The organism is Micromonospora sp. DH14 (assembly GCF_029809455.1).
Taxonomy (GTDB): Bacteria; Actinomycetota; Actinomycetes; order Mycobacteriales; family Micromonosporaceae; genus Micromonospora; species Micromonospora parva.
In genome coordinates, this window is the sequence record NZ_JARVKT010000046.1 from 1 (window position 1) to 19,508 (window position 19,508).

General features: G+C 72.2%; 16 protein-coding genes and 1 riboswitch. Of the genes, 8 read left to right on the forward strand and 8 right to left on the reverse strand.

The window, feature by feature from the left end:
- Nucleotides 1–166: 166 nt before the first annotated feature.
- Complete coding sequence (pseI, locus tag QCZ28_RS32195; protein WP_279520111.1) at nucleotides 167–1,219, reverse strand: pseudaminic acid synthase; 1,053 nt, start codon at nucleotides 1,217–1,219, stop codon at nucleotides 167–169.
- A 121-nt stretch (nucleotides 1,220–1,340) separates the two neighbouring features.
- On the reverse strand, nucleotides 1,341–2,501 hold the full coding sequence (locus tag QCZ28_RS32200) for a glycosyltransferase (protein ID WP_279520112.1): 1,161 nt from the start codon (nucleotides 2,499–2,501) through the stop codon (nucleotides 1,341–1,343).
- A 288-nt stretch (nucleotides 2,502–2,789) separates the two neighbouring features.
- Between QCZ28_RS32200 and QCZ28_RS32205 the strand changes: the two genes are divergently transcribed.
- The 4 genes from QCZ28_RS32205 to QCZ28_RS32220 all read left to right on the forward strand — a co-directional run bounded on the left by QCZ28_RS32205 (nucleotide 2,790) and on the right by QCZ28_RS32220 (nucleotide 6,935).
- Nucleotides 2,790–4,019, forward strand: a complete 1,230-nt coding sequence (locus QCZ28_RS32205) for an acyltransferase (protein WP_279520114.1) — start codon at nucleotides 2,790–2,792, stop codon at nucleotides 4,017–4,019.
- Between the two features lie 92 nt (nucleotides 4,020–4,111).
- Nucleotides 4,112–4,534, forward strand: coding sequence for a hypothetical protein (locus tag QCZ28_RS32210; protein WP_279520115.1), 423 nt, complete (start codon nucleotides 4,112–4,114; stop codon nucleotides 4,532–4,534).
- Between the two features lie 129 nt (nucleotides 4,535–4,663).
- Complete coding sequence (locus tag QCZ28_RS32215; RefSeq protein WP_279520117.1) at nucleotides 4,664–5,434, forward strand: hypothetical protein; 771 nt, start codon at nucleotides 4,664–4,666, stop codon at nucleotides 5,432–5,434.
- Between the two features lie 285 nt (nucleotides 5,435–5,719).
- Nucleotides 5,720–5,861, forward strand: a riboswitch (cyclic di-AMP (ydaO/yuaA leader).
- Nucleotides 5,862–6,095: 234 nt separating this feature from the next.
- Nucleotides 6,096–6,935 (forward strand): C39 family peptidase, encoded by an 840-nt coding sequence (locus QCZ28_RS32220; RefSeq protein ID WP_279520118.1) that lies wholly within the window; start codon nucleotides 6,096–6,098, stop codon nucleotides 6,933–6,935.
- Nucleotides 6,936–7,008: 73 nt separating this feature from the next.
- Here the strand turns inward: QCZ28_RS32220 and QCZ28_RS32225 are convergent, their stop codons facing one another.
- A complete protein-coding gene (locus tag QCZ28_RS32225; protein WP_279520120.1) occupies nucleotides 7,009–8,046 on the reverse strand; it encodes a hypothetical protein in 1,038 nt (345 codons plus the stop codon).
- A gap of 136 nt (nucleotides 8,047–8,182) precedes the next feature.
- Between QCZ28_RS32225 and QCZ28_RS32230 the strand changes: the two genes are divergently transcribed.
- Nucleotides 8,183–8,929: an alpha/beta hydrolase gene (locus tag QCZ28_RS32230; RefSeq protein WP_279520122.1), complete on the forward strand. Its 747-nt coding sequence runs from the start codon at nucleotides 8,183–8,185 to the stop codon at nucleotides 8,927–8,929.
- 4 nt (nucleotides 8,930–8,933) lie between these two features.
- On the opposite strand, the gene QCZ28_RS32235 is transcribed toward QCZ28_RS32230, so the two are convergent.
- The 4 genes from QCZ28_RS32235 to QCZ28_RS32250 form a co-directional block, all read right to left on the reverse strand.
- Nucleotides 8,934–10,604 carry a CDP-glycerol glycerophosphotransferase family protein gene (locus QCZ28_RS32235; protein ID WP_279520124.1) on the reverse strand — a complete coding sequence of 557 codons (1,671 nt, stop codon included), beginning with the start codon at nucleotides 10,602–10,604 and terminating at the stop codon, nucleotides 8,934–8,936.
- 33 nt (nucleotides 10,605–10,637) lie between these two features.
- The gene (locus QCZ28_RS32240) at nucleotides 10,638–12,155 is read right to left on the reverse strand and encodes a bifunctional cytidylyltransferase/SDR family oxidoreductase (RefSeq protein ID WP_279520126.1); all 1,518 of its coding nucleotides are present in this window, start codon (nucleotides 12,153–12,155) and stop codon (nucleotides 10,638–10,640) included.
- A 146-nt stretch (nucleotides 12,156–12,301) separates the two neighbouring features.
- Complete coding sequence (locus tag QCZ28_RS32245; RefSeq protein ID WP_279520156.1) at nucleotides 12,302–13,078, reverse strand: ABC transporter ATP-binding protein; 777 nt, start codon at nucleotides 13,076–13,078, stop codon at nucleotides 12,302–12,304.
- 34 nt (nucleotides 13,079–13,112) lie between these two features.
- The gene (locus QCZ28_RS32250; protein ID WP_279520128.1) at nucleotides 13,113–14,006 is read right to left on the reverse strand and encodes an ABC transporter permease; all 894 of its coding nucleotides are present in this window, start codon (nucleotides 14,004–14,006) and stop codon (nucleotides 13,113–13,115) included.
- A 180-nt stretch (nucleotides 14,007–14,186) separates the two neighbouring features.
- On the opposite strand from QCZ28_RS32250, the gene QCZ28_RS32255 reads away from it, so the two are divergent.
- From QCZ28_RS32255 to QCZ28_RS32265, 3 genes are all read left to right on the forward strand, one after another.
- Nucleotides 14,187–14,825 (forward strand): TetR/AcrR family transcriptional regulator, encoded by a 639-nt coding sequence (locus tag QCZ28_RS32255; protein ID WP_279520129.1) that lies wholly within the window; start codon nucleotides 14,187–14,189, stop codon nucleotides 14,823–14,825.
- Nucleotides 14,826–14,950: 125 nt separating this feature from the next.
- The gene (locus QCZ28_RS32260) at nucleotides 14,951–17,065 is read left to right on the forward strand and encodes a DUF6077 domain-containing protein (RefSeq protein WP_279520130.1); all 2,115 of its coding nucleotides are present in this window, start codon (nucleotides 14,951–14,953) and stop codon (nucleotides 17,063–17,065) included.
- 228 nt (nucleotides 17,066–17,293) lie between these two features.
- Complete coding sequence (locus QCZ28_RS32265; RefSeq protein ID WP_279520131.1) at nucleotides 17,294–19,051, forward strand: CDP-glycerol glycerophosphotransferase family protein; 1,758 nt, start codon at nucleotides 17,294–17,296, stop codon at nucleotides 19,049–19,051.
- 108 nt (nucleotides 19,052–19,159) lie between these two features.
- Here QCZ28_RS32265 and QCZ28_RS32270 read toward each other — a convergent pair whose 3' ends face one another.
- A complete protein-coding gene (locus QCZ28_RS32270; protein ID WP_279520133.1) occupies nucleotides 19,160–19,498 on the reverse strand; it encodes a DUF952 domain-containing protein in 339 nt (112 codons plus the stop codon).
- Between the last annotated feature and the right edge of the window lie 10 nt (nucleotides 19,499–19,508).

The following is a 19,508-nucleotide window of genomic DNA, read 5'->3' on the forward strand; positions in this document are numbered from 1 at the left end:
GTGCCCCCGCCCCCCCCCCCACCCGCCCCGCAGAGTCGATCATGGATTTGTGGTGCCTCACGAAACGGGCACCCGTGGGTGAAACGCCCACCAAAACTCCATGATCGCCGGGCTGGGCCGGGCGGGGCGGGGCGGGGCTGGGGCGGGGCTGGGGCGGGGCGGCGCTTTAGATCAGGTCCCAGGTGAGGGGGGTTCCTCGGGGGACGTCGCTGGTGAAGGTGCGGCCGAGGACCCGGTCGATCTCCACCGGGGACAGACCGCCGGCTGGGCGGATCGAGCGGACGTTCTGCGGGGTCACCGGGTCGCCGGCCCGGACGTCCTCGACGACGAAGAGCGACCGGCGGAACCGCAGCCCCTCCCGCTCGGCGGGGGTCGGGCCGATCGCGGTGCCGCCCAGGGCCGCGTACGCCCGGCCTGACTCGGCGACCAGAGCCGAAAGCTCCGCCGGGTTCAGCGAGAAGTCCGAGTCCACGCCGCCGTCGGCCCGGTCCAGCGTCACGTGCTTCTCGATGAAGCAGGCGCCGAGCGCCACCGAGGCGACCGCCACCCCGATGCCGGGCGTGTGGTCGGAGAGGCCCACCGGCACGTCGAACGCACCGGCCAGCACCGGCAGCCGGCGCAGGTTGCTGTCGGCCGCCGGCGCCGGGTAGGACGCGGTGCAGGCCAGCAGGATGATGCCCGCCGCGCCACCGGCGCGGGCGGTGCGCACCGCGGCGTCGATCTCGGCGACCGTCGCCATTCCGGTGGAGATCACCATGGGCTTGCCGGTGCTGGCCACCAGTCGGATCAGCGGCAGGTCGACCAGCTCCGACGAGGCGATCTTGTACGCGGGCGCGTCCAGCGACTCCAGCAGCTCCACAGCGGTCGCGTCGAACGGTGACGAGAAGACGGTCAGACCACGCTCGCGCGCCCGTTCGAAGATCGGGGCGTGCCACTCGTACGGGGTGTGCGCGCGCTCGTACAGGCGGTACAGGTTCTCCCCGCCCCACAGCTCGTGCCCGCTGGAGATCCGGAACGCCGGGGTGTCGACGTCGATGGTGATGGTGTCCGGCCGGTACGTCTGGAGCTTCAGCGCGTGCGCCCCGCTGTCGGCCACCGCGTCGACGATGGCCAGCGCCCGGTTCAGATCGCCGTTGTGGTTGCCGGACATCTCGGCGACCACGAACGGTCGCTCACCGGCACCGACCGCGTGCGGTCCGATCTTGATTGTCGCCGTCATTCCGACCTCTGCTCAGGTACGCCCGCACCGGAGTGCGGTGGTGCTGTCGTCGTCCACCCGGCGGGCGGACGACCTGGAAAACCACGGTGCCGGGTGCCGTCCCGGGGTGCGGTGGGGTCGGTCACGGCAGCCGGCCGCCGGCCAGCGCGTCCCGGCGCTCCGGGGTGAGCGCACCGTCGCGGGTCGGGGCGGCGTCCGCCCGTCGGCCCGGTTCCTCGTCGACGGCTGGCGAACCGCCGTCGGCAGCCGCCGGGCCCGGCCGACGCAGCCGACCGGCGACCCGGTGGGCCTGGCGCAGCGCCGAGTACGCCAACCAGTCACCCCGTCCGACAAGGCGGTGCTTGAGCCCTGTCGCACCGGGGGGCAGCGGGTAGCCGCCGCTGGGCAGGTACCGGCGGTAGTGCGCGGCGGCCCGGTGGAAGAAGTCGCGCCGCAGGTGCGGGTGCAGCCGGCCGTCGTTGCCCACCACCACCAGGTAGTGGCTGATCATCAGCTCGAAGAGTTCGGCCTGCAACCGCTCGTCCGGGTGTTTGCGGGCAACCCAGTCCATGAGGCGCTCGTACTGGGCGAAGGCGTCGAAGTGCCGGCCGCTGCGGGTGGAGGTGATCGCGCCCTGGCGGCCCTGCCGGTACAGGTAGCAGACCCGGTCCAGCACGGAGATCTTCTCGGCCCCGATGAGCAGGGGGTGGCTGAACGGGATGTCCTCGTACCAGCCGGGGAAGAAGCGCAGCTCCAACTCGTCCATGAAGTCCCGGCGGACCACCTTGTTCCAGGCGGTGTGCTGCACCCGCAGCAGGCGCGGCTGGTCGGCCAGCCGGGTGACGCCGGTGATCCCGCGCAGCAGCGGGCTGCTCGCGTCGACCTCCCGCCGACCGTCCTCGTGCACCCGCAGGTGGTCGAGCATCAGCACGTCGGGCTGGTGCTGGCGCAGCCGGTCCAGCACCGCCGCGATGGTGCCCGGCGGCAACCAGTCGTCGCTGTCGACGAACCAGACGTACCGGCCGGTGGCCACGTCGAGCCCCGCGTTGCGGGCCAGCCCCAGGCCCACGTTGCTGCTCAGGTGCACGACGCGGACGCCGTCGCGGCCGGCCGCGTACGCGCGGAGCATGTCGCCGCAGCCGTCCGGGGAGGCGTCGTCGACGGCGATCAGCTCGACCGCGTCCGCCTCGCCGGCCGGGATGTCGGCCCGGATCGACTCAAGGCACTGGTACAGGTACGCCTCGACGCCGTACACGGGCACGACGATGCTCAGCAGCGGTGCGTGCGTCGGCTCATTGACCACGCCCGCCACCTTCGACGACCCGGGTGGCCGGCCCCGGAACCTGACGTTGCCGCCGATGGTGGAGTCTCTGAACTCCCGGGCAGCGGAAGGTTAACGCCGACCGGCGGGCGGTGCCGTGGCGCGGAGAACGGGGAGGTGGGACGCGTCCGGTTCACCCGGGAGTGACCCGGTAGGGTGCCTCGGTGCGGCCCTGCCGGGCCGTCGCGGGCGTCGCCGTCGCGCCGTCCGACGCCGCGCCGAGGAGGCTACGACAGTGCTGGTGACCCTGCCGAGCGCCGGGATCCCGGCATGACGAGCGTCGCCGCGATGTCGGCCACCCCACCCGCACCCGCCCTGCCCCGGCTGCCGTCGCTGACCGGGCTGCGCTGGATCGCCGCACTGCTGGTCTTCGGGTTCCACGCCGGCACCATGCGGATCATCGCCGAGCCGGACTACAAGGCCGTGGTCGACGCGCTGTTCACCCTGGGCCTCTCCGGGGTGCAGTTCTTCTTCATCCTCAGTGGTTTCGTGCTGGTCTGGTCGGCCCGCCCGGGTGACTCCCGGCGGACCTTCTGGCGGCGGCGGGTCGCCAAGATCTACCCGAACCACCTGGTGCTGTGGGCGGCGACGCTGGTGGTCGCCTGGTGGTTCGCCGACCCGGTCCTGCCGGCGGCCGCGCTGGAGAACCTGCTGCTGTTGCAGGCCTGGGATCCCCGGCCGGGCTGGTTCTACAGCATCAACACCGTCAGCTGGTCGCTCTCCTGCGAGTTCTTCTTCTACCTCTGCCTGCCGCTCGCCCTGCCGCTGCTGCGCCGGGCCCGGCCGAAGCTGCTCTGGGCGCTGATCGTCGCGCTGCCGCTGCTGATCCTCGCGCTCTGGCCGGCGCAGGAGTTGGTGCCGGAGGTGAGTCGGTGGTGGTTCACCCAGATCTTCCCGCCGGTCCGGTCGCTGGAGTTCTGGTTGGGCGCGGTGGCGGCCGAGTTGATGCGCCGAGGGCTCTGGCGCGGCCCGGGTCTGGCCGTGGCCAGCGCGATCTTCGTGGTCACCTGGGTGGCGGCCGCGCAGTGGATCCGCGCCGAGTTGTGGACCACGTTGCTCGCCGTCGCGTACCTGTTGGTGATCACCGCTGCCGCTGACGCGGACGTGCGGGGTCGGCGCTCGCCGTGGCGGTCCCGGCCGTTGATCTGGCTCGGTGAGGTCTCGTTCGCCTTCTACCTGGTGCACGTGCTGGTGATGACGAGCGTGCTGCGCTGGAGCGGGGACTGGGGGACCGGCTTCGCGGGCTGGCGTGGGCCCGCCGTGGTGCTCGGCTTCCTGGTGGCGAACCTGATCCTCGCCGGGCTGCTGCACCGCTTCGTCGAGACCCCGATGATGCGCCGGCTCGCACCGCGCCGTCCGGCCCGGCCGGCGCCCGTCCCCCGGCAACGCGTGGCCGGTGCCCAGGCCGCCGGTGACGGCGACGCACCAGCCTCCGAGAGCGGGGCCGCCGACGAGGTCGGTCCGGCCAACGGTCGATCACCGTACGCCGACCTGCGCTGACAGCGTCCACCCTGGTCAAACGGGTCGGCGCGGCGCGATCCGACACGCCCGTGGTCGGTGCGCCCGGCTCGGCGTGACGGTAGCGTGGGGACGTGCTTCCGGTCGCGTTCACCTGTCCGCTGTGGTGGGTGGCGCGCTGGGCGACGCGGGTGCTGGCCAGCCTCGCCGTCGTCGCGGCCCTGGCGCTCGGCGCAGGCCCGGCCACGGCCGCCGCGTCGACGCCCAGCCCGGTGCCAACGTCGAGCGTCGTGTCGGCCTCCGTCGCCGCCGGGCCGCTGGCGGCCTCCGGTCGGCACGTCGGGGCGCACGCTGCGGCGCGCCCGGCAGCGGCGATCCCACCGGACGCCGTCGAGGAGGCCGTTCCCGCCTGGGCTGTCGACTCGCCCGGGGCGCTCCCCGAGGAGCACCGCGCCACCGCGACCGGCGTGCTTCCGGTCCGCGCGGCGGAGTCCGACCGGCTGCCCCTCGTCGACGGTGCGAGCGGTCGGGCCTGCCGGGCCCCACCCCGGCGCTGAGCCACCGGGACGATCGTCCCGCCGCCGCGCCTGTCGCCCCACCCGCTTCCCACCCGCCGACCGGTGTCCCGCCGTGGCCCGTCGGCCGGTGCGGCCCCATCGCACTGCTCTCTCCCTGAGGTGCCGACCATGGAGACCGTCGTCTTCTACCAGTTCGTGACCGAGGTGCCGCGGGCCGCCGCCATCTGGTCGACCCTGGTCCTGCTGACCCTGGGCCTGCTCACCGTGCTGGCCGCCCGCCCCGAACGGGACCGGCCCGCCGACGACCCGCTCCCGGCCGCGCCCAGCGCCCGGGAGGTGGCCGCCGCCGAGGCCGCCGACCTGCGCCGCTACGCCGAGGAGGTGGCCGTCGCGGCGGCCGGCGCGGCGACGACAGCCAGGCGGCGACGCGCCGCCTGGCTGAGCGCCCAGGAGCAGATGGAACGGGCCTGGACCGGGTACGACGCGGCGGACACCGCCGCGCGTCGCTTCGCGGGCGCCGGGGCGCTGCCCACCCCACGGACCCCGCACACCCCCGCCGAGTACGCGGCCCGCGAGCGCTATCTGCACCGGGCGGCGATGGCCGCGTACTGGCGGGGTGACCTGAGCATGGCGCAGCTCGGTGACGTGTTCGGGCACCGGCACGGCTGGGATCCCCGACGCCACCCGGTCGAGCAGGAGGTGCTGATCAGCCGGGTGGTCCGGGATGCGCGGCTGGCCGACTACCAGGTGGCCGCCGACCGTGAGCGGGCCGCCTGGCGTGACGCGGAGTTGGCCGCCGAGTCGGCTCGTACCCTCGCCGAGGAGGCGTACGCGGCGGCGGCCCGGCTGCGCCCGAACCCGGTGCCCGCCCGCCGGACGGTGGCGGGGGCGTGGCGTCCGGCCGTCGTGGCACGGTGGCGCCCGGCCCGGGCGGGTTGAGCCCGATCTGTGATGTGAGGCCGGTCACGCAATTGTGAAATCGGACGTCCGGCGCGCGCCGCGCCATTGTTCCCGCGATTATGGTGGCGTTCTTCGTCGCCTGTCCGGTTGTCGCCCGCAGGCGCGCCCGTAACCGGTTGTCCCATCGAGTCACATCATCGGCAATACGCGCAGAAATTGCCGCGCAGATTGAGGTTTGCGCAGGTGAGCATCGCTTGGCAGGGCCTGTGGGGGGCCAGTAGTGTCGTCCCGTCCGGTGCGGTAACCGATCGCAAGAAGCGACGCCGCATCGACCCGCTTAATCGTGATCAACGAACCGGGGACCCATCAGTAAGTCCGGGGTGAATCCGCGAGCCACGGCCCGCGGTAGGGCGATCTTCCCGCCCGAATCCGTCAGCTAACCCGGTAGGCGGTGTCGGAAGGAGTCCCATCCTCGTGCAGCACCTTTCCACCCCTCGGTTGTTCCCTCGCCTCCACGGCGCGGCGGTGCACCCGCTCAATCGTCGCGTGACGGTGAGCTGACCCCCCGGGTCATCGCCTTCCCCGCCCGGCCACGCCAGGCGTTCCCCTGAGCGGTTCACCATCCGCGGACCACGGTCCGCGCGCTGGCGCCTGCCCGGATACCGGTCCGGCCCCGGTGTGCCGCTCTCCCCCCCGATCCGTGGAGGACCCCGTGAAGCACACCCTGCAGCGTCAGCTCCGCCGCCTCGCCACCGAGCGCCCGTACCAGATCGTTGCCGCCTCCGCCGCGGCTCTCGCCATCGCCACCACCGGCGGCGCCCTGCTCACCACCGCCGACGACGCCCCGGCCACCCAGCGCACCGCGACCACCGTCGCCGAGATGCGCAGCGACATCGCCACCTCCGGTGGCGACGCGTCCCCCTTGGCCAGCGCCGCGCCGACCACCGCCGCGCCGACCACCAGCGCCGCGTCTCCCGCCGCGAAGGCCAAGAGCAACCCCGACCTCACCCGTAAGCCGACGCCGCCGAAGCCGCCCGCGACCAAGGTGCTCGACTACGACTACGAGGCGCAGAACACCTACTACAACTGCGGACCGGCGGCCACCCGCAACGCGCTCAGCGCCGCCGGCATCGACCGCACCCAGGAGGAGCTCGGCGCCGAGCTGGGCACCACCGAGATGGGCACCAACTCGGCCGAGGACACCACCCGGGTGCTCAACGCCGAGGTGAAGGGATCCCCGTACCGGACCCGGATGTTCGCCGGCGCGCCCAGCCCGGCCCAGATGGACCGCCTCCAGGCTGACGTGGTGAAGGCCATCACCGACGGCCGGGGCGTGGTGGCCAACGTCGTCGGGGACGCCACCGACACCGACGGTGGCTGGCACTCCTACGGCGGCGGGCACTACATCGCCGTCGTGGGCTACAAGGACAACGGCCGTACCGTGCGGATCGCCGACTCGGCCAACGCGGCCGACCCGTCGTACTGGATCACCACGATCGACCTGGCCAACTGGATCGCCAGCCGGGGCTACTCCGCCTGACCCGGGCACGCTGACCGCCGCGGGCGTCGTCCCCCACAAGGGGCCGGCGCCCGCGGCGTCTTCGGCGGTGCGGTCAGTAGGTGATGAAGCCGTACAACGCCTTGTGGTTCGACTTCGTCCCGACCACGGTGTGGTCGACGGCGGACGACTGCACACTGCCCCTGACGAACAAGTAGTCGATCTTGCTGGAACCGCTGGTGGCCGCCGACCCGTACCCGGTCATGCCGTAGCCGCTGAGCGTGCCCGGGGCGATGCCGGTGCGGTTCGCGTCGATGCCCACCACGCGGATCGTCGACGCGTTCAGCAGCGTGGTCGCGTCCGCGCCGAGGTGGATACCGCTGTTGGCGATGCCCCGGTCGCCGTCGCCGGCGCAGGCGTTCTGCCGGTTCTCCTGCGGCAGGTGCATCGTCGCGGCGAACACGCTGGTGCCGGTCGCCTTGATGGTGAAGCGCGCCGCGATCGCGCTGGTCCGCTTCCACTTGTAGTAGTCGGTGCTGTCCGGGTCGCTGTTCGGCGGCTTGTACAGCGTGCACCCGGCGCCGTTCGCGTACGCCGTGCCCGGCTTGAGCCAACCCGCGCTCCAGTACTTCGAGATGTCGCCACTGGCGAGGTTGAGCGTCCGCTTGTTCCAGATGATGGCGTTGGTCTGCTTCTTCTTCAGGTCGCCGAGCGACTGCGAGCTGCACTTGTGCGTGCTGCCCCACGGCTCCGGGTCGTCCCACGCCACGATCGCCCCGTAGCTGCCCGCCGCGTAGCCGAACTTCGCCGACAACTGGTCGGCGTACGCCTCGGCCTGGCCGGTGCCGCGCACCTGCTGCACGATCAGGATGTCGGGCGCCACCACGCCGCTGGTGCCCGTGCGACCGGCGTCGTCGACCAGGATCGAGGTCAGGTGGTCCGGTCCGGAGATCCGCGTGCAGCTCCCGTCGGAGTTGTTCACCACCAGGTTCTCGATGTTGTTGTTGTAGACCCGCAGCACCCGGTCGGCCGCCGCGACCGCTGCGCCGTCCGGTGCGGCCACGTCCGATGGCGTCGCGGACGCCCGGTGCGGTACGCCGAGCGTGACGGCTGCCAGTGCCGCGACCAGCGCCGACCCGTACATCCTGTACACAGTGGCTCCCCTCGGGACATCATCGACAGATGGCTCTGTCCGTCCGGCCCGGAACTCTACAATGGATCATGCTTTGGTGGGGGCGGCGTGGATGACGGCTCTCGTACCAGGCCGTGAACCGTGGGAGACTGCGGCCGTGGTGGATGAATCGGGTGGTCAAGCCGGTCGCGGGCGGGTCCTGCTGCTCCTGCACGGGATGGGCACGACCGGGGACGTCTGGTTGCCGTGGGCGCCGCTGCTGGAGCAGCGCTGGGCCGGGCGGTGGCTGGCACCGGACCTCGCCGGCCACGGCTGGGCGGCACCGCTTCCGTCGTACACCTTCGCGGGGTTCGCCGACCGGATAGCGCGCGGCCTGGCGCCCGGCGACCGGCTCGTCGTGCTCGGGCACTCGCTGGGCGGGGTGGTCGGCCTCGCGCTCGCCGCCCGCGCCGCCGGGACGCCCGTGGACGCCGTGGTCGGGCTGGGCATCAAGGCCGTCTGGTCACCCGACGAGCTGACCCGCGCCGCCGACCTCGCCGCCCGCCCGGTCAGTTGGTTCGCCACCCGCGCCGAGGCGGCGCGCCGCTACCTGCGGGTCTCCGGGCTGGCCGGCCTGGTCCCGCCGGACGCCCCGGTGGTGGACGCCGGGCTGCGCCAGGTCGACGGCCGGTGGCGCCTCGCCATGGACCCGACCGCGTTCGCCGTCGGCGAGCCCGACCTGGCCGCGCTGCTGGCGGCCACCGACGTGCCGGTGCTGCTGGCGCGCGGGGAGCGCGACCCGATGGTCACCGACGAACAGCTCAAGGAGTACGGCGTGCCGGTCGCCACCCTGCCGGGCCTCGGCCACAACGCGCACGTGGAGGACCCGGCGGCGGTGCTGGCGCTGCTCGACCCGTACCGTTGAGCGGCTATGCCGGGGTGGACGCGGTGAGCGTCTCGGCCGGTGCCAGCTCCCGGCGGGCGGCGGCCAGGAACGCCTCGGCGTACGACTCGGCCGGGAAGTCACCCAGGTAGCGGCGGCGGGTGGCCCAGCGGGCCTCGGCCAGCGGGTCGGTGTCCAGCAGCGCGGTCAGCACGTCGTCCACGTTGGACATGTCCCGGCGCAGCACGTAACCGGAGCCGGCCAACGGGAAGCGCTCCACGAACCGCTCGCCCTCGTCGCCCATGTCGGTGACCGCGTACGGCTTCCCGGAGTAGAGGAAGTCGGAGATCACGCCGGACACGTCGGAGACCAGCGCGTCGGAGGAGTTGACGCACTCGGTGAGGCTCAGCTCCCGGGCCGCCGCGCCGACCACGTGCTGGCGGCCGGTGCGCGCCCGGTCGACGACGAGCAGTTCGGTGAGGCGGCCCAGCTGACGGGCCGACGCCGGGTTCTGCGCGGTGTACGGGTGGGCCCGCAGGATCACCGTCGCGCCGCGCTCCAGCAGCCGCTGCAGCAGCCTCTCCGCCACCGGCAGCGAGCAGTAGTCGGCGTCGGCGTGGTGCCCGGTCCAGGTCGGGGTGTACAGCACCGTGGGGTGCGCCAACCCGCGCGCCGGCTCCGGGCGTACCTCGATCGACTCGACCTGTGGGCGACCCACCACCACGAACTTGTCCGCCGGGATCTGCACCCCGGCGCGGGCGTACCTGTCGATCGCCGCCTGCCCGGCCACGAAGATCCGGTCGAAGATCCCCGACACCGGGTTGGCGCTCGGCGCCTTGTCGCTGTCGCCGTGGTGCAGCTGGACGTGGGTGAGCTGGGTGAAGCGGACACAGTGGCTGTTCTTCGCCCCGTGGTTGACGTAGAACGCCACCCGCAGGCTCGGCACCAACGCCTCGTCCATCGCCCCCAGGGTGGGGCAGTAGACGACCGGAGCGTCGGTTGCCGCCGCGATCGGGGCCAGGAACTCCGGTTCGCGCACCACGACCAGGAACGGTCGGCCGATCCGCTCCAGGTACGGCAGCCACATGGTGACCTGGTATTCCGACCCGGGGGGTGCGGAGAAGTAGAGCAGGAACTCCGGGCGGTGCCGGCGCAGCGCGGCGGCCACCGGCCCACCGCCGGCCCGCGGCCGGAACCGTCGCCGGGCCAGGTCCAGTGCGACAGCACAGGCGCCCGCCCCGACCAGCAGGCTGGCGGCCAGCGCCACGCCGGCCGGCAGGGCGAGCGCGGCGGCGAGCGCCAGGGCGGCGAGCAGCCCGAGCAGCGCCGTGCCGAGCTGGTCGGCGACCAGCGGCGTCCAGGCCCGGACCGGCAGGTTGGCCGCCCGGATCTCCAGACTGCCGGCGGTGCGCAGCGGACCCACCAGCAGCACCAGCCCCAGCAGGACCAGCCCGGTGACGACCAGGGCGAGGTTGACCCCTTCGTCCAGCCGCCGGGCGTAGCCGACCAGGATCGCCGCGGCGATCAACGTGGTCTCCGCCACCAGGTCGGCGCCGGGCCGGATCCGCTGCTCGGCGGCCGTGGCGGCCAGCGCGGCGACGGCCAGTGCCAGCCCCCAGCCGGTGGCACCGGTGAGTGCCAGCACGACAAAGGCCAGCACGGCCAACCCGATGGTCAGGCACCGGGCGGCCAGCTTTCGGACCAGGTCGCCGCGCATGTCGCTCCGTTCGTGGTTCCGCCGCCGCCGGCGTCAGTTCGCGGACGCCGCGCCGGCCGGTGCCTCGAGAGGACCCGACCCGGCCTGGGCCGGCACGGTCGGCGTGGGCCCGTCACCGGGCGCCCGGCGTACGTCGATCACCTGACCGGTCAGGTCGGAGATCAGCACGTCCAGCGACGACTGGGCGACGGCCTCGGCGGCGAGCAGGGTGTGCTCCGGCTCCTCGCCGAAGGCCCGGGTCCGCATCGGGGTGGCGGTGCGCTCCGGGTTGATGCAGTTGACCCGGACGCCCACGTCGGCCCACTCGTCGGCGAGCGCCTGGGTGAGGTTGACCAGGGCGGCCTTGGTGGCCGAGTAGAGCGCGTAGCGGGCCCGGCCCCGGGTGTAGGAGCTGGAGGTGTAGAGCAGCAGCTGACCCTTGGTCTGCTGGAGGTACGGCAGGGACTGCCGGGCGATGGTCACCGGGCCGACGAAGTTGACCTGGAGGACCCGGTCCATCGTCTCCTCGTCCATCTCGGCGAGGGCGCCCCGCTCCAGGATCCCGGCGGTGACCACCACGTGGTCGATCCGGCCGGTGGCCTCGAAGGCGGTCGTCAGCGCGGCCTCGACGTCCTCGGCGCGCTCGACGTGGGTGCCGGTGGTGGAGCGGCTGAACGGGAAGACCTGCGCGCCGTAGCGGCGGGCCAGCTCGGCCAGCTCGTGACCGATGCCGTAGCTGCCGCCGAACACCACGATGGTGCGGCCGGTCAGCTCCTCGGCGTAGCTGCGGTGGTCGGTGAGCCGGGGCGCCTGCGCGGCGGCGAGCTGGAAGAGCTTGTCCGCCAGGTGCACGTCGACCGGGTGGGTGACCTTGATGTTCTCGTCGGAACCGTCGATCACCTTGATCGGGGTGCCGGGCAGGTAGCGCAGCACCACGCCGCAGTCGTCGGTGGCGGCGAAGTCCGGGTCACCCTCGGCGATCCGGTACGCCTCGCGGATGGTGGGGGAGCGGAACGCCTGCGGGGTCTGGCCACGGCGCAGGCGGGAGCGCGTCGGGATGTCGGTGATGCAGTCGTTGTCGTCGACCTGGATGATCGTGTCCGCGGAGGGGATGGCCACGTCCACGGCGGCGTAGCTCCAGAGCGCGTTGACGCACTCGCGCACGATCCGACCGCTGAGCAGCGGACGCACCGCGTCGTGGAAGAGGATGTTGCAGTCCGCCGGACCGACCGCGTCCAGCGCGATCCGGGTGGTGGCGTTGCGGGTGTCGCCACCCTCGATCACCTTGGTGACCTTGCGCAGGCCGGCCTTCTCGACGATCTGCCGGGCGTCCTCGACGTGGCCGCTGGCCATCAGCACGATGATCTCGTCGATCTCCGGTGCCGCCTCGAAGACCGCAAGGGTGTGCTCGATGATCGGCTTACCGGCGATCTTCAGCAGCTGCTTCGGGATGCCGAGGCCCAGCCGGGTCCCGGTGCCTCCGGCGAGAACCACCGCCACTGTCCGTGAGGGGCGCCACGGCGTCGGGTTCTCCGCTTCGGCGTCCGGGCCAGTGGTCTGGTCCTGCGTCATTGCCGGATCCTCACTCTCAGGGATGCGTTAACGGAAGGTTCCGCCCGAGCGGCGACGGAATGAACCTTAACGCGCGGACCGCGCCGCCCCAACGCGGGCGACGCGGTCCTCGGGGTGCCGTGTCGATGCCGGACGTTCGCGGAACTCTACTTGCTGTTCGCGTACGCCTCGTATGCCCGGATGACCTCATTGGTGGGGCCGTCCATCCGGATGACGCCCGACTCCAGCCAGATCGTCCGTTCGCAGGTGTCCCGTACGGAGGAGAGCTGGTGGCTGACCAGGAACACCGTTCCCGCGCCCTCGCGCAGTTCCCGCACCCGCTGCTCGCTGCGCTTGCGGAAGCCCTTGTCGCCGGTGGCGAGCGCCTCGTCGATGAGCAGCACGTCGTGCTTCTTGGCGGCGGCGATGGAGAACCGCAGCCGGGCCGCCATGCCGGACGAGTACGTCCGCATCGGCAGGCTGGCGAAGTCACCCCGCTCGTTGATCCCGGAGAAGTCGATGATCCCCGCGGCCTGCTTGGCCACGTCATCGGGGTGCATGCCCATGGCCAGGCACCCGAGAACGACGTTGCGCTCCCCGGAGAGGTCGTTGAGCAGGGCGGCGTTGACGCCCAGCAGCGACGGCTGCCCCTGGGTGTGGATGGCGCCCCGGTTGACCGGCAGCAGGCCGGCGATGGCCCGCAGGATGGTGGACTTGCCGGAGCCGTTGCTGCCGATCAGCCCGATCGCCTCGCCCCGGTACGCGGTGAAGGAGATGCCCTTGACCGCGTGCACCTCCCGGACGTTCGGCGCGTGGGTGCGCTTGACCAGCCGGCGCAGCGCGGCCACCGGCGTGGTGCCACCGGCGGCGCCCTGGTGCACCCGGTAGATGATGTGCGCGTCGTCCACGACCACTGTCGGGATGCGCTCCTGCGTCCGGGTCATCGTCGCGTTCGCCTCGGTGTGGGCGTTGAAGTGCTCAACCACGGCCGTACTCCTGTTCGCCGCGCCAGAAGTAGAAGAAACCGCCGACGCCGGCCACCAGCGCCCAACCGGCGCCGACCAGCCAGAGCTGGGTCAGCGATTCGTTGAGCAGCGGTGCCTCCTCGAGCAGCGCGTAGCGCGCCAGCTCGATGTAGACCAGCAGCGGGTTGAACTGCACGAGGGTCGTCGCCCAGCCGGGCAGCCGCTCGAAGAGGCTGACGCTGTAGAGGACGCCGGAGCCGTACATCCAGGTCCGCATGATGAACGGCATGACCTGCTTCAGGTCGCTCGACTTGGAGCCCAGCCGGGCCACCAGCAGCACCACGCCGGCGTTGAACACCGCCTGCAGCAGCAGGGCCGGCACCAGCAGCAGCCACTCCCAGGTGAGCGGTTCGCCGGTGACCAGCACGATGCCGATGAGCACCACCATCGAGGCCAGCAGTTGCTGGAACTGTGTGATCGTGGTGGACAGCGGCAGACTGGCCCGGGGGAAGTGCAGGGCCCGGATCAGCCCCAGGTTGCTGCTGATCGACTGGGTGCCGGCCAGGACCGCGCTCTGGGTGAAGTTGAAGATGAACAGCCCGGTGGTCAGATAGGCGATGAAGTTCGGGATGCTCTTCTGGTCGAGCACCACCCCGAAGATCAGGTAGTAGACCGCCGCGTTGGTCAGCGGGGTGAGCACCTGCCAGAGCTGACCCAGCTTGGCGTTGCTGTACGAGGCGACGAGCTTGGCATTGGCGTACGCGGCGATGAAATGCCGGTAGGCCCACAGTCGGCGGCTGTACTCGACGAGGCTGGGGCGCTCACCGGCGACCCGTAGCCCGTGCCGAGCGGCCAGCTGCGCCTGGGTCAGGCCCGTGTCGGGGTCGACCAGCGCGGTGGTGGCCATGGAAATGGCGCTCCGATCTTTCGTGCAGACGGGGGTTGCTCGCGACGATCGCATCCTAGTGGGAAATTTGCGCGGGGCGCCGCCTCGTCGCTGCCAGGACAGTAGTCCGAAACACGTCGGGACGCAACCGTACCGTCGTTGCGCTACGCTGTGCGGCGTGACCTGCGATAAGAGCCCTCGATGACCACCGAGAAGAGGCGGGCACCGGCCGGCGCGGCGGTGCTGCGCGACGAGATCACCACGGCGATCCGCCGCGCGCTGATGCAGGAGCTCGCCGCGGTCGGCTACGGCCGGCTCTCCATCGAGGCGGTGGCCCGCCGGGCCGGCGTCAGCAAGACGGCGATCTACCGACGGTGGAGCTCGAAGCTCGACCTGGTGCTGGAGATCGTCGCCGCCGCGGCGCACGGCAAGCTCCCCGCGCTGGACACCGGCACGCTGCGCGGTGACCTCGCGCTGCTGTTCCAGGTGGTGGCGCACGCGCTGCGGCACCCACTGGCGTCGCAGATCATCCCGGACCTGCTGGCCGAGACCGCCCGCAACCCCACCATCGACGCGACCCTGCGTCAGGTGCTGCACACCCGGCAACAGGAGATCGGCGGTCGCCTGGTCACCCGGGCCGTGCAGCGTGGCGAGCTGCCCGCCGACACCGACCTGGACGCCGCCGTCGACCTCATCGTGGGGCCGCTCTACTGGCGGCTCGCCATCGCCCGGCTCCCGCTCACCGACGGCTACCTCGACAGCCTGGTCGAGTCCGTGGCGGCCGGGCTCGGCGCCGACAGCGTTCTGCCCCGCCCCCGGGCGGCCCCCAGATCGGATTGACCAGCACCCCGACACTCGGTCGCCGGCAGCAGCGGTCGGTCTGCCCGATTCCGCTACGCTGCCCCCTTGACACCCGGCCATCACCGTGCCGAGGCCCCTCATCCGTCTGACGAGTAAGGACGCCCGTGGCCAACGTCGACAGCATCGCCGTAGCGCCCGCCGAACCGGATCCGACGCCCCGGAGCGGGCAGGCACCCCGACCGTCCCACCCTCGGGGGCTGTCCCGGGTAGGCGCGCTGGTGGCCCACGCCCCGGCGGTGCTCACCGATGGCGCCGTGATCGCGTTCGCCCTCTTCACAGTGCTCTACCACCTGGCCTTCCTGGGGGACCTGCGTCCGTCGGTGACCTTCCGGATCTGGCTGGTGGCCTGTGTGGTGCTCGCGGTGGTGGCCGTGCTGCGCGCCCGCCGCCGCGCCCGCGCCCGGACCGACAGCGCCCCGACCGACAGCGCCCCGGCGGTTCCGGCGGAGCCCGACGGTGCGCGGCCCGCCACCGACCGTCGCCTGCTCATCGGCGCTCTGGTCGCCGCCGTGGTGGCCGCCGTCTCCGCCGGTGCGGCCGGCACCAGCATCGACCTCACCTGGTGGATTCCGGCCGTCGCCGGCCTGCTCGCGGCCGTCGGCGGGCTCCTGCTGGTACGCCAGGCGTGGCTGCGCGGCCCGGTGCCCACCCCGGCCGCCCCGGCGCCCACCGCGGGGCAGTCGGCGTACGCGTTGGTCGTCTCGGCACTGGTCGGCATCTCCTCGTTCTTCATGGCCCGCAACACCCCCGACGACGTCTACTACGTCGGCAAGTCGGTGTGGATCGCCGAGCGTGACCTGATCCCGCTCAACGATTTCCTCTTCTCCGAGAACGTGCTGCCGGCCATGGGCTCGCAGCCGCCCATCCCGTCGATCGAGGTCTTCGACGGCGCGTTCGCCAACGTCGTCGGCATCCACGCCAGCTCGGCCCTCTGGTACGTGCTGCTGCCGATCATGGCGGTCCTCGCCGCGCTGGCGCTGTGGCGGTTGACGCACCGGTGGGCCCCGCGCCGTGTGTTGCTCGCCTTCACCGTGGCGATCGCGTACCTGTACCTCGTCGCCGGTGACGACGCCGCACTGGGCACGTTCCACCTGCTCCGGCTGCACGAGGGCAAGGGCATGTTCGTCTCGGCGGTCATCCCGCTGATGTGGCTCTACCTGACCGAGTGGTTCGACACCCGGTCGCGGCGCAGCCTGGTGCTCATCGTGGCGCTCTCGATCACCGCGATCGGGCTCACCAACACCGCGGCGATCATCCTGCCGATGCTCGTCGGCGCCGCCGGCTTCGCCATGCTGCTGGTCGGCCGGTGGAAGGCGGCGATCGTGGCGGCGGTCGCCGCCCTCGCGTACCCGATCGGCTCGCTGGTGGTCTCCCGCCTGGTGCTCGGCGGGATGACCGCGACCGGCGCGGACGACGCCTTCTTCGACGCGGCGTACACCTACCGGCGGACCCTGCTGTTCGGCGTGGTCGGGGTCATCAGTGGTCTCGCGCTGTGGTGCGGTGCGTTGCTCGCCCGCCGCCGCACGCCCGCGCTGCTCGCCGCCGGCGCCGCGCTGGCGTTGAGCGTGTTGTTCGTGCCCGGCGTGCTGGAGGTGCTCAGCGCGTTGAGCGGCATCTCGGTGGTGTTGTGGCGGGTGCCGTGGCTGCTGGCCCTGCCGACGCTGATCGGTCTGCTCTGCACCGTGCGTGTGCCGGCACCGAGCCGGGCGCTGCGCCGGGCCGCGTCCGGTGCGATCGCGGTGCTGCTGGTCGCCTCGTTCGCGCTGTTCGCCACCCCGATGTGGTCGTCGAAGAGCTGGGTCGAGGTGCACCCCCGCCCCACCTGGAAGCTCCCGCAGCAGCGTCAGGCGATCGCGTTCTGGATCAAGGGTCTGGACCGGCCGGAGGGTCTGCTGCTCGCCCCGAAGACGATCATGCGTACGACGCCGATCGTCACCAGCGAGGTCCGGGTCGTCCTGCCCCGTGACTTCTACCTCGTCGAATACGACCTCAACTCCCAGTTCGCCAAGGACCGACTGTTGCTGTCCGAGTTCGCCGACGGCACCGCCAGCCCGACGCCGGCCGAGCTGACGCCGGCACTGGACCGCCTGGACGTGGGCACCATCTGCGTCTACAACGGCAACCGGTACGCCCGCGACACCGCGCCGCAGCTGGGCTACCAGGAGTTCGCCAAGCGCCCGAGCCCCGGCGGGATGACCTGCTTCCGGCGGGCCGGCTGACCGCTGCGCCCACCCCACGCGCCCGACCCCGTGCGAGGGTCGGGCGCGTCCCGGGCCGGAATTTTGCCCGAAATGATGCCGGATACCCGAGCGACACCGAGCTGTCCGCTCGCGTTAAGGTCGCAGTCACACGCAGCGGGCCGCGACTGAGCCACTGCGCGACGGGGGAGTGACGTCGGTCCATCACGGGCACCGCCCGCAACGAAATCTCGTAGGGAGCGAACTCGCTTGTTCGGCACGTTGACAGGACGCCTCGGAGTGGCCGCCCAGAGTGCGCTACTGGTACTGGCCTACCTGGTCATGCTCGTCGGTGGCGTATTCGGCTGGGTCGGCCTGTTCGCCGTCGCCGGGTTGGCCGCCATCATCGGCGAGTTCGCCGTCGCCCGTTGGTCACCGCCGTCGCAGCTGCTGTTGGAGAAGGTGGGCCTGCACTGGTCGTACCGGCAGCTGACCCGGGACCTCGCCGCCGTGCTGCTGGTCGCCGCCGAGGTGCGGCTCAGCGGCGGCGAACTGACCCTGCTGCTCGTACTGCCGGCCGCGGTGTGGGTCGTCTCGGTCTTCGCCGGCGCGTTCTCCACCATGATCGAGCGTCGTAACCCGCTCTCCGCCATGGTGCGCAACATCGAGCTGGGTCCACTGTCCAGCGCGCCCACGCCGCCCGCCTGGGCGGCGGCGGTCGCCGGTGACCGGATGCCTCTGCTCAACCTGCTGCTGGTGCCGGCCGGTGTGGCCGCCGCGGTGCAACACGACCCGACGCCGTTCTTCGTGGCCGGCGCGGGGGCGGTCGTGGCGACCGGTCTGGTGGGCGCCATCATCGCGCTGACCTGGCTGCGGGGTCGGGGCGCGGGGCAGGGTCCGCTGCTGCCGGCGGTCCAGCGGTGGCTGGACAACTACCGGCCGGAGGTGGCGCTCTACTTCGCCGGCCCGGCCAAGGACGTCTACCAGGCGAACATGTGGCTCGCCCCGACCGAGGCGCTCCAGCAGCGCGCGGTGGTGCTGATGCGCAGCCGGGAGGCGTTCCTGGAGCTGGCCGACACCCGACTGCCGGTGATCTGCGTACCGGCCGGTGTCGACTTCATGAACCTCGACCTCGGCGGCGTCCGCGCGGCGCTCTACGCCGCCAACGTCGGCGCGAACATCCACATGCTCCGCGAGCCGGGTACGAAGCACGTCTTCGTCGGGCACGGCGACAGCGACAAGCAGGCCAGCGTCAACCCCTACAGCAAGGTGTACGACGAGGTCTGGGTCGCCGGCCTGGCCGGTCGGGAGCGTTACGCGCGAGCCGGTGTGGGGGTCCTCGACTCGGACATCGTCGAGATCGGCCGGCCGCAGCTCGCCGGGGTGCACACCTTCGGCGCCGAGTCGGTGGACCGGCCGTTCACGGTGCTCTACGCGCCCACCTGGGAGGGCTGGCTCGACGACGACCCGTACCACACCTCGCTGGTGCTGATGGGTGAGCGGATCGTCAAGGGGCTGTTGGCCACGAACCCACGGCTGCGCCTGATCTACAAGCCGCACCCGCTCACCGGGTCGCGGTCCAAGGCGGCGAGGGCGGTGCACGAGCGGATCGTCGCCGCGATCCGCGCTGCCGGCGGCGACCCGGACGCGTCCTCGTTGGACGGCACCGCGCACCTGGTGGTCACCGGCCGCACGCCGGCGCTGTTCGACTGCTTCAACCAGACCGACCTGCTGATCAGCGACGTGTCCAGTGTGGTGTCGGACTTCGTGCAGAGCCAGCGGCCGTACGTGGTGGCCAACCCGGCCGGCCTGTCGGAGGACGACTTCCGCCGCGAGTACCCGACGGCTCGGGCCGCGTACCTGCTCTCCAAGGACTGCGGTGAGCTGGAGAAGATCGTGACGGTCACCCGGGCCGGCGACGACCCGATGACCGAGGCCCGCCGGGAGCTGAAGACCTACCTGCTCGGCCCCGCCGAGGCGAACCCGATGGACCGTTTCCAGCAGGAGATCGACCGGCTCTGTCACTGAGCTGTTGTCAGCACGGCGGCGCGCGCCCGGCCCGACACTGTCGGACCGGGCGCGTTCGCGTCAGCGTGGGTGCGGGTCGGCGTGCGTGCGGATCAGCCCACGTGCCGGTCAGCCCAGCAGGGCGGCCACCGCGTCGGGGACCGGGAGGTCCACCGGCAGCGCCCGTGCCGCCACCACCGCGGTGACCGGCAGCGCGCCGTACACGTGCGGGAACAGTTGACCGCCGCGCGACGGCTCCCACCGCAGCGCGTCGCCCAGTCGCTCCTCCTCGACGCTGAGCAGGGTCAACCCGGTGGCACCGGCGAAGTGTCGCCGTGCCGTCTCCACCACCTGGTCGCCGGCGGAGAGGTGGATGAAACCGTCCTGCCGGTCCACGGCGGAGCCGGCGAAGGCGCCGACGGCGAGCGCGTCGTCCCATTCCGCGCTCGACAGCAGTTTGTAGATCACCACAGCAGCG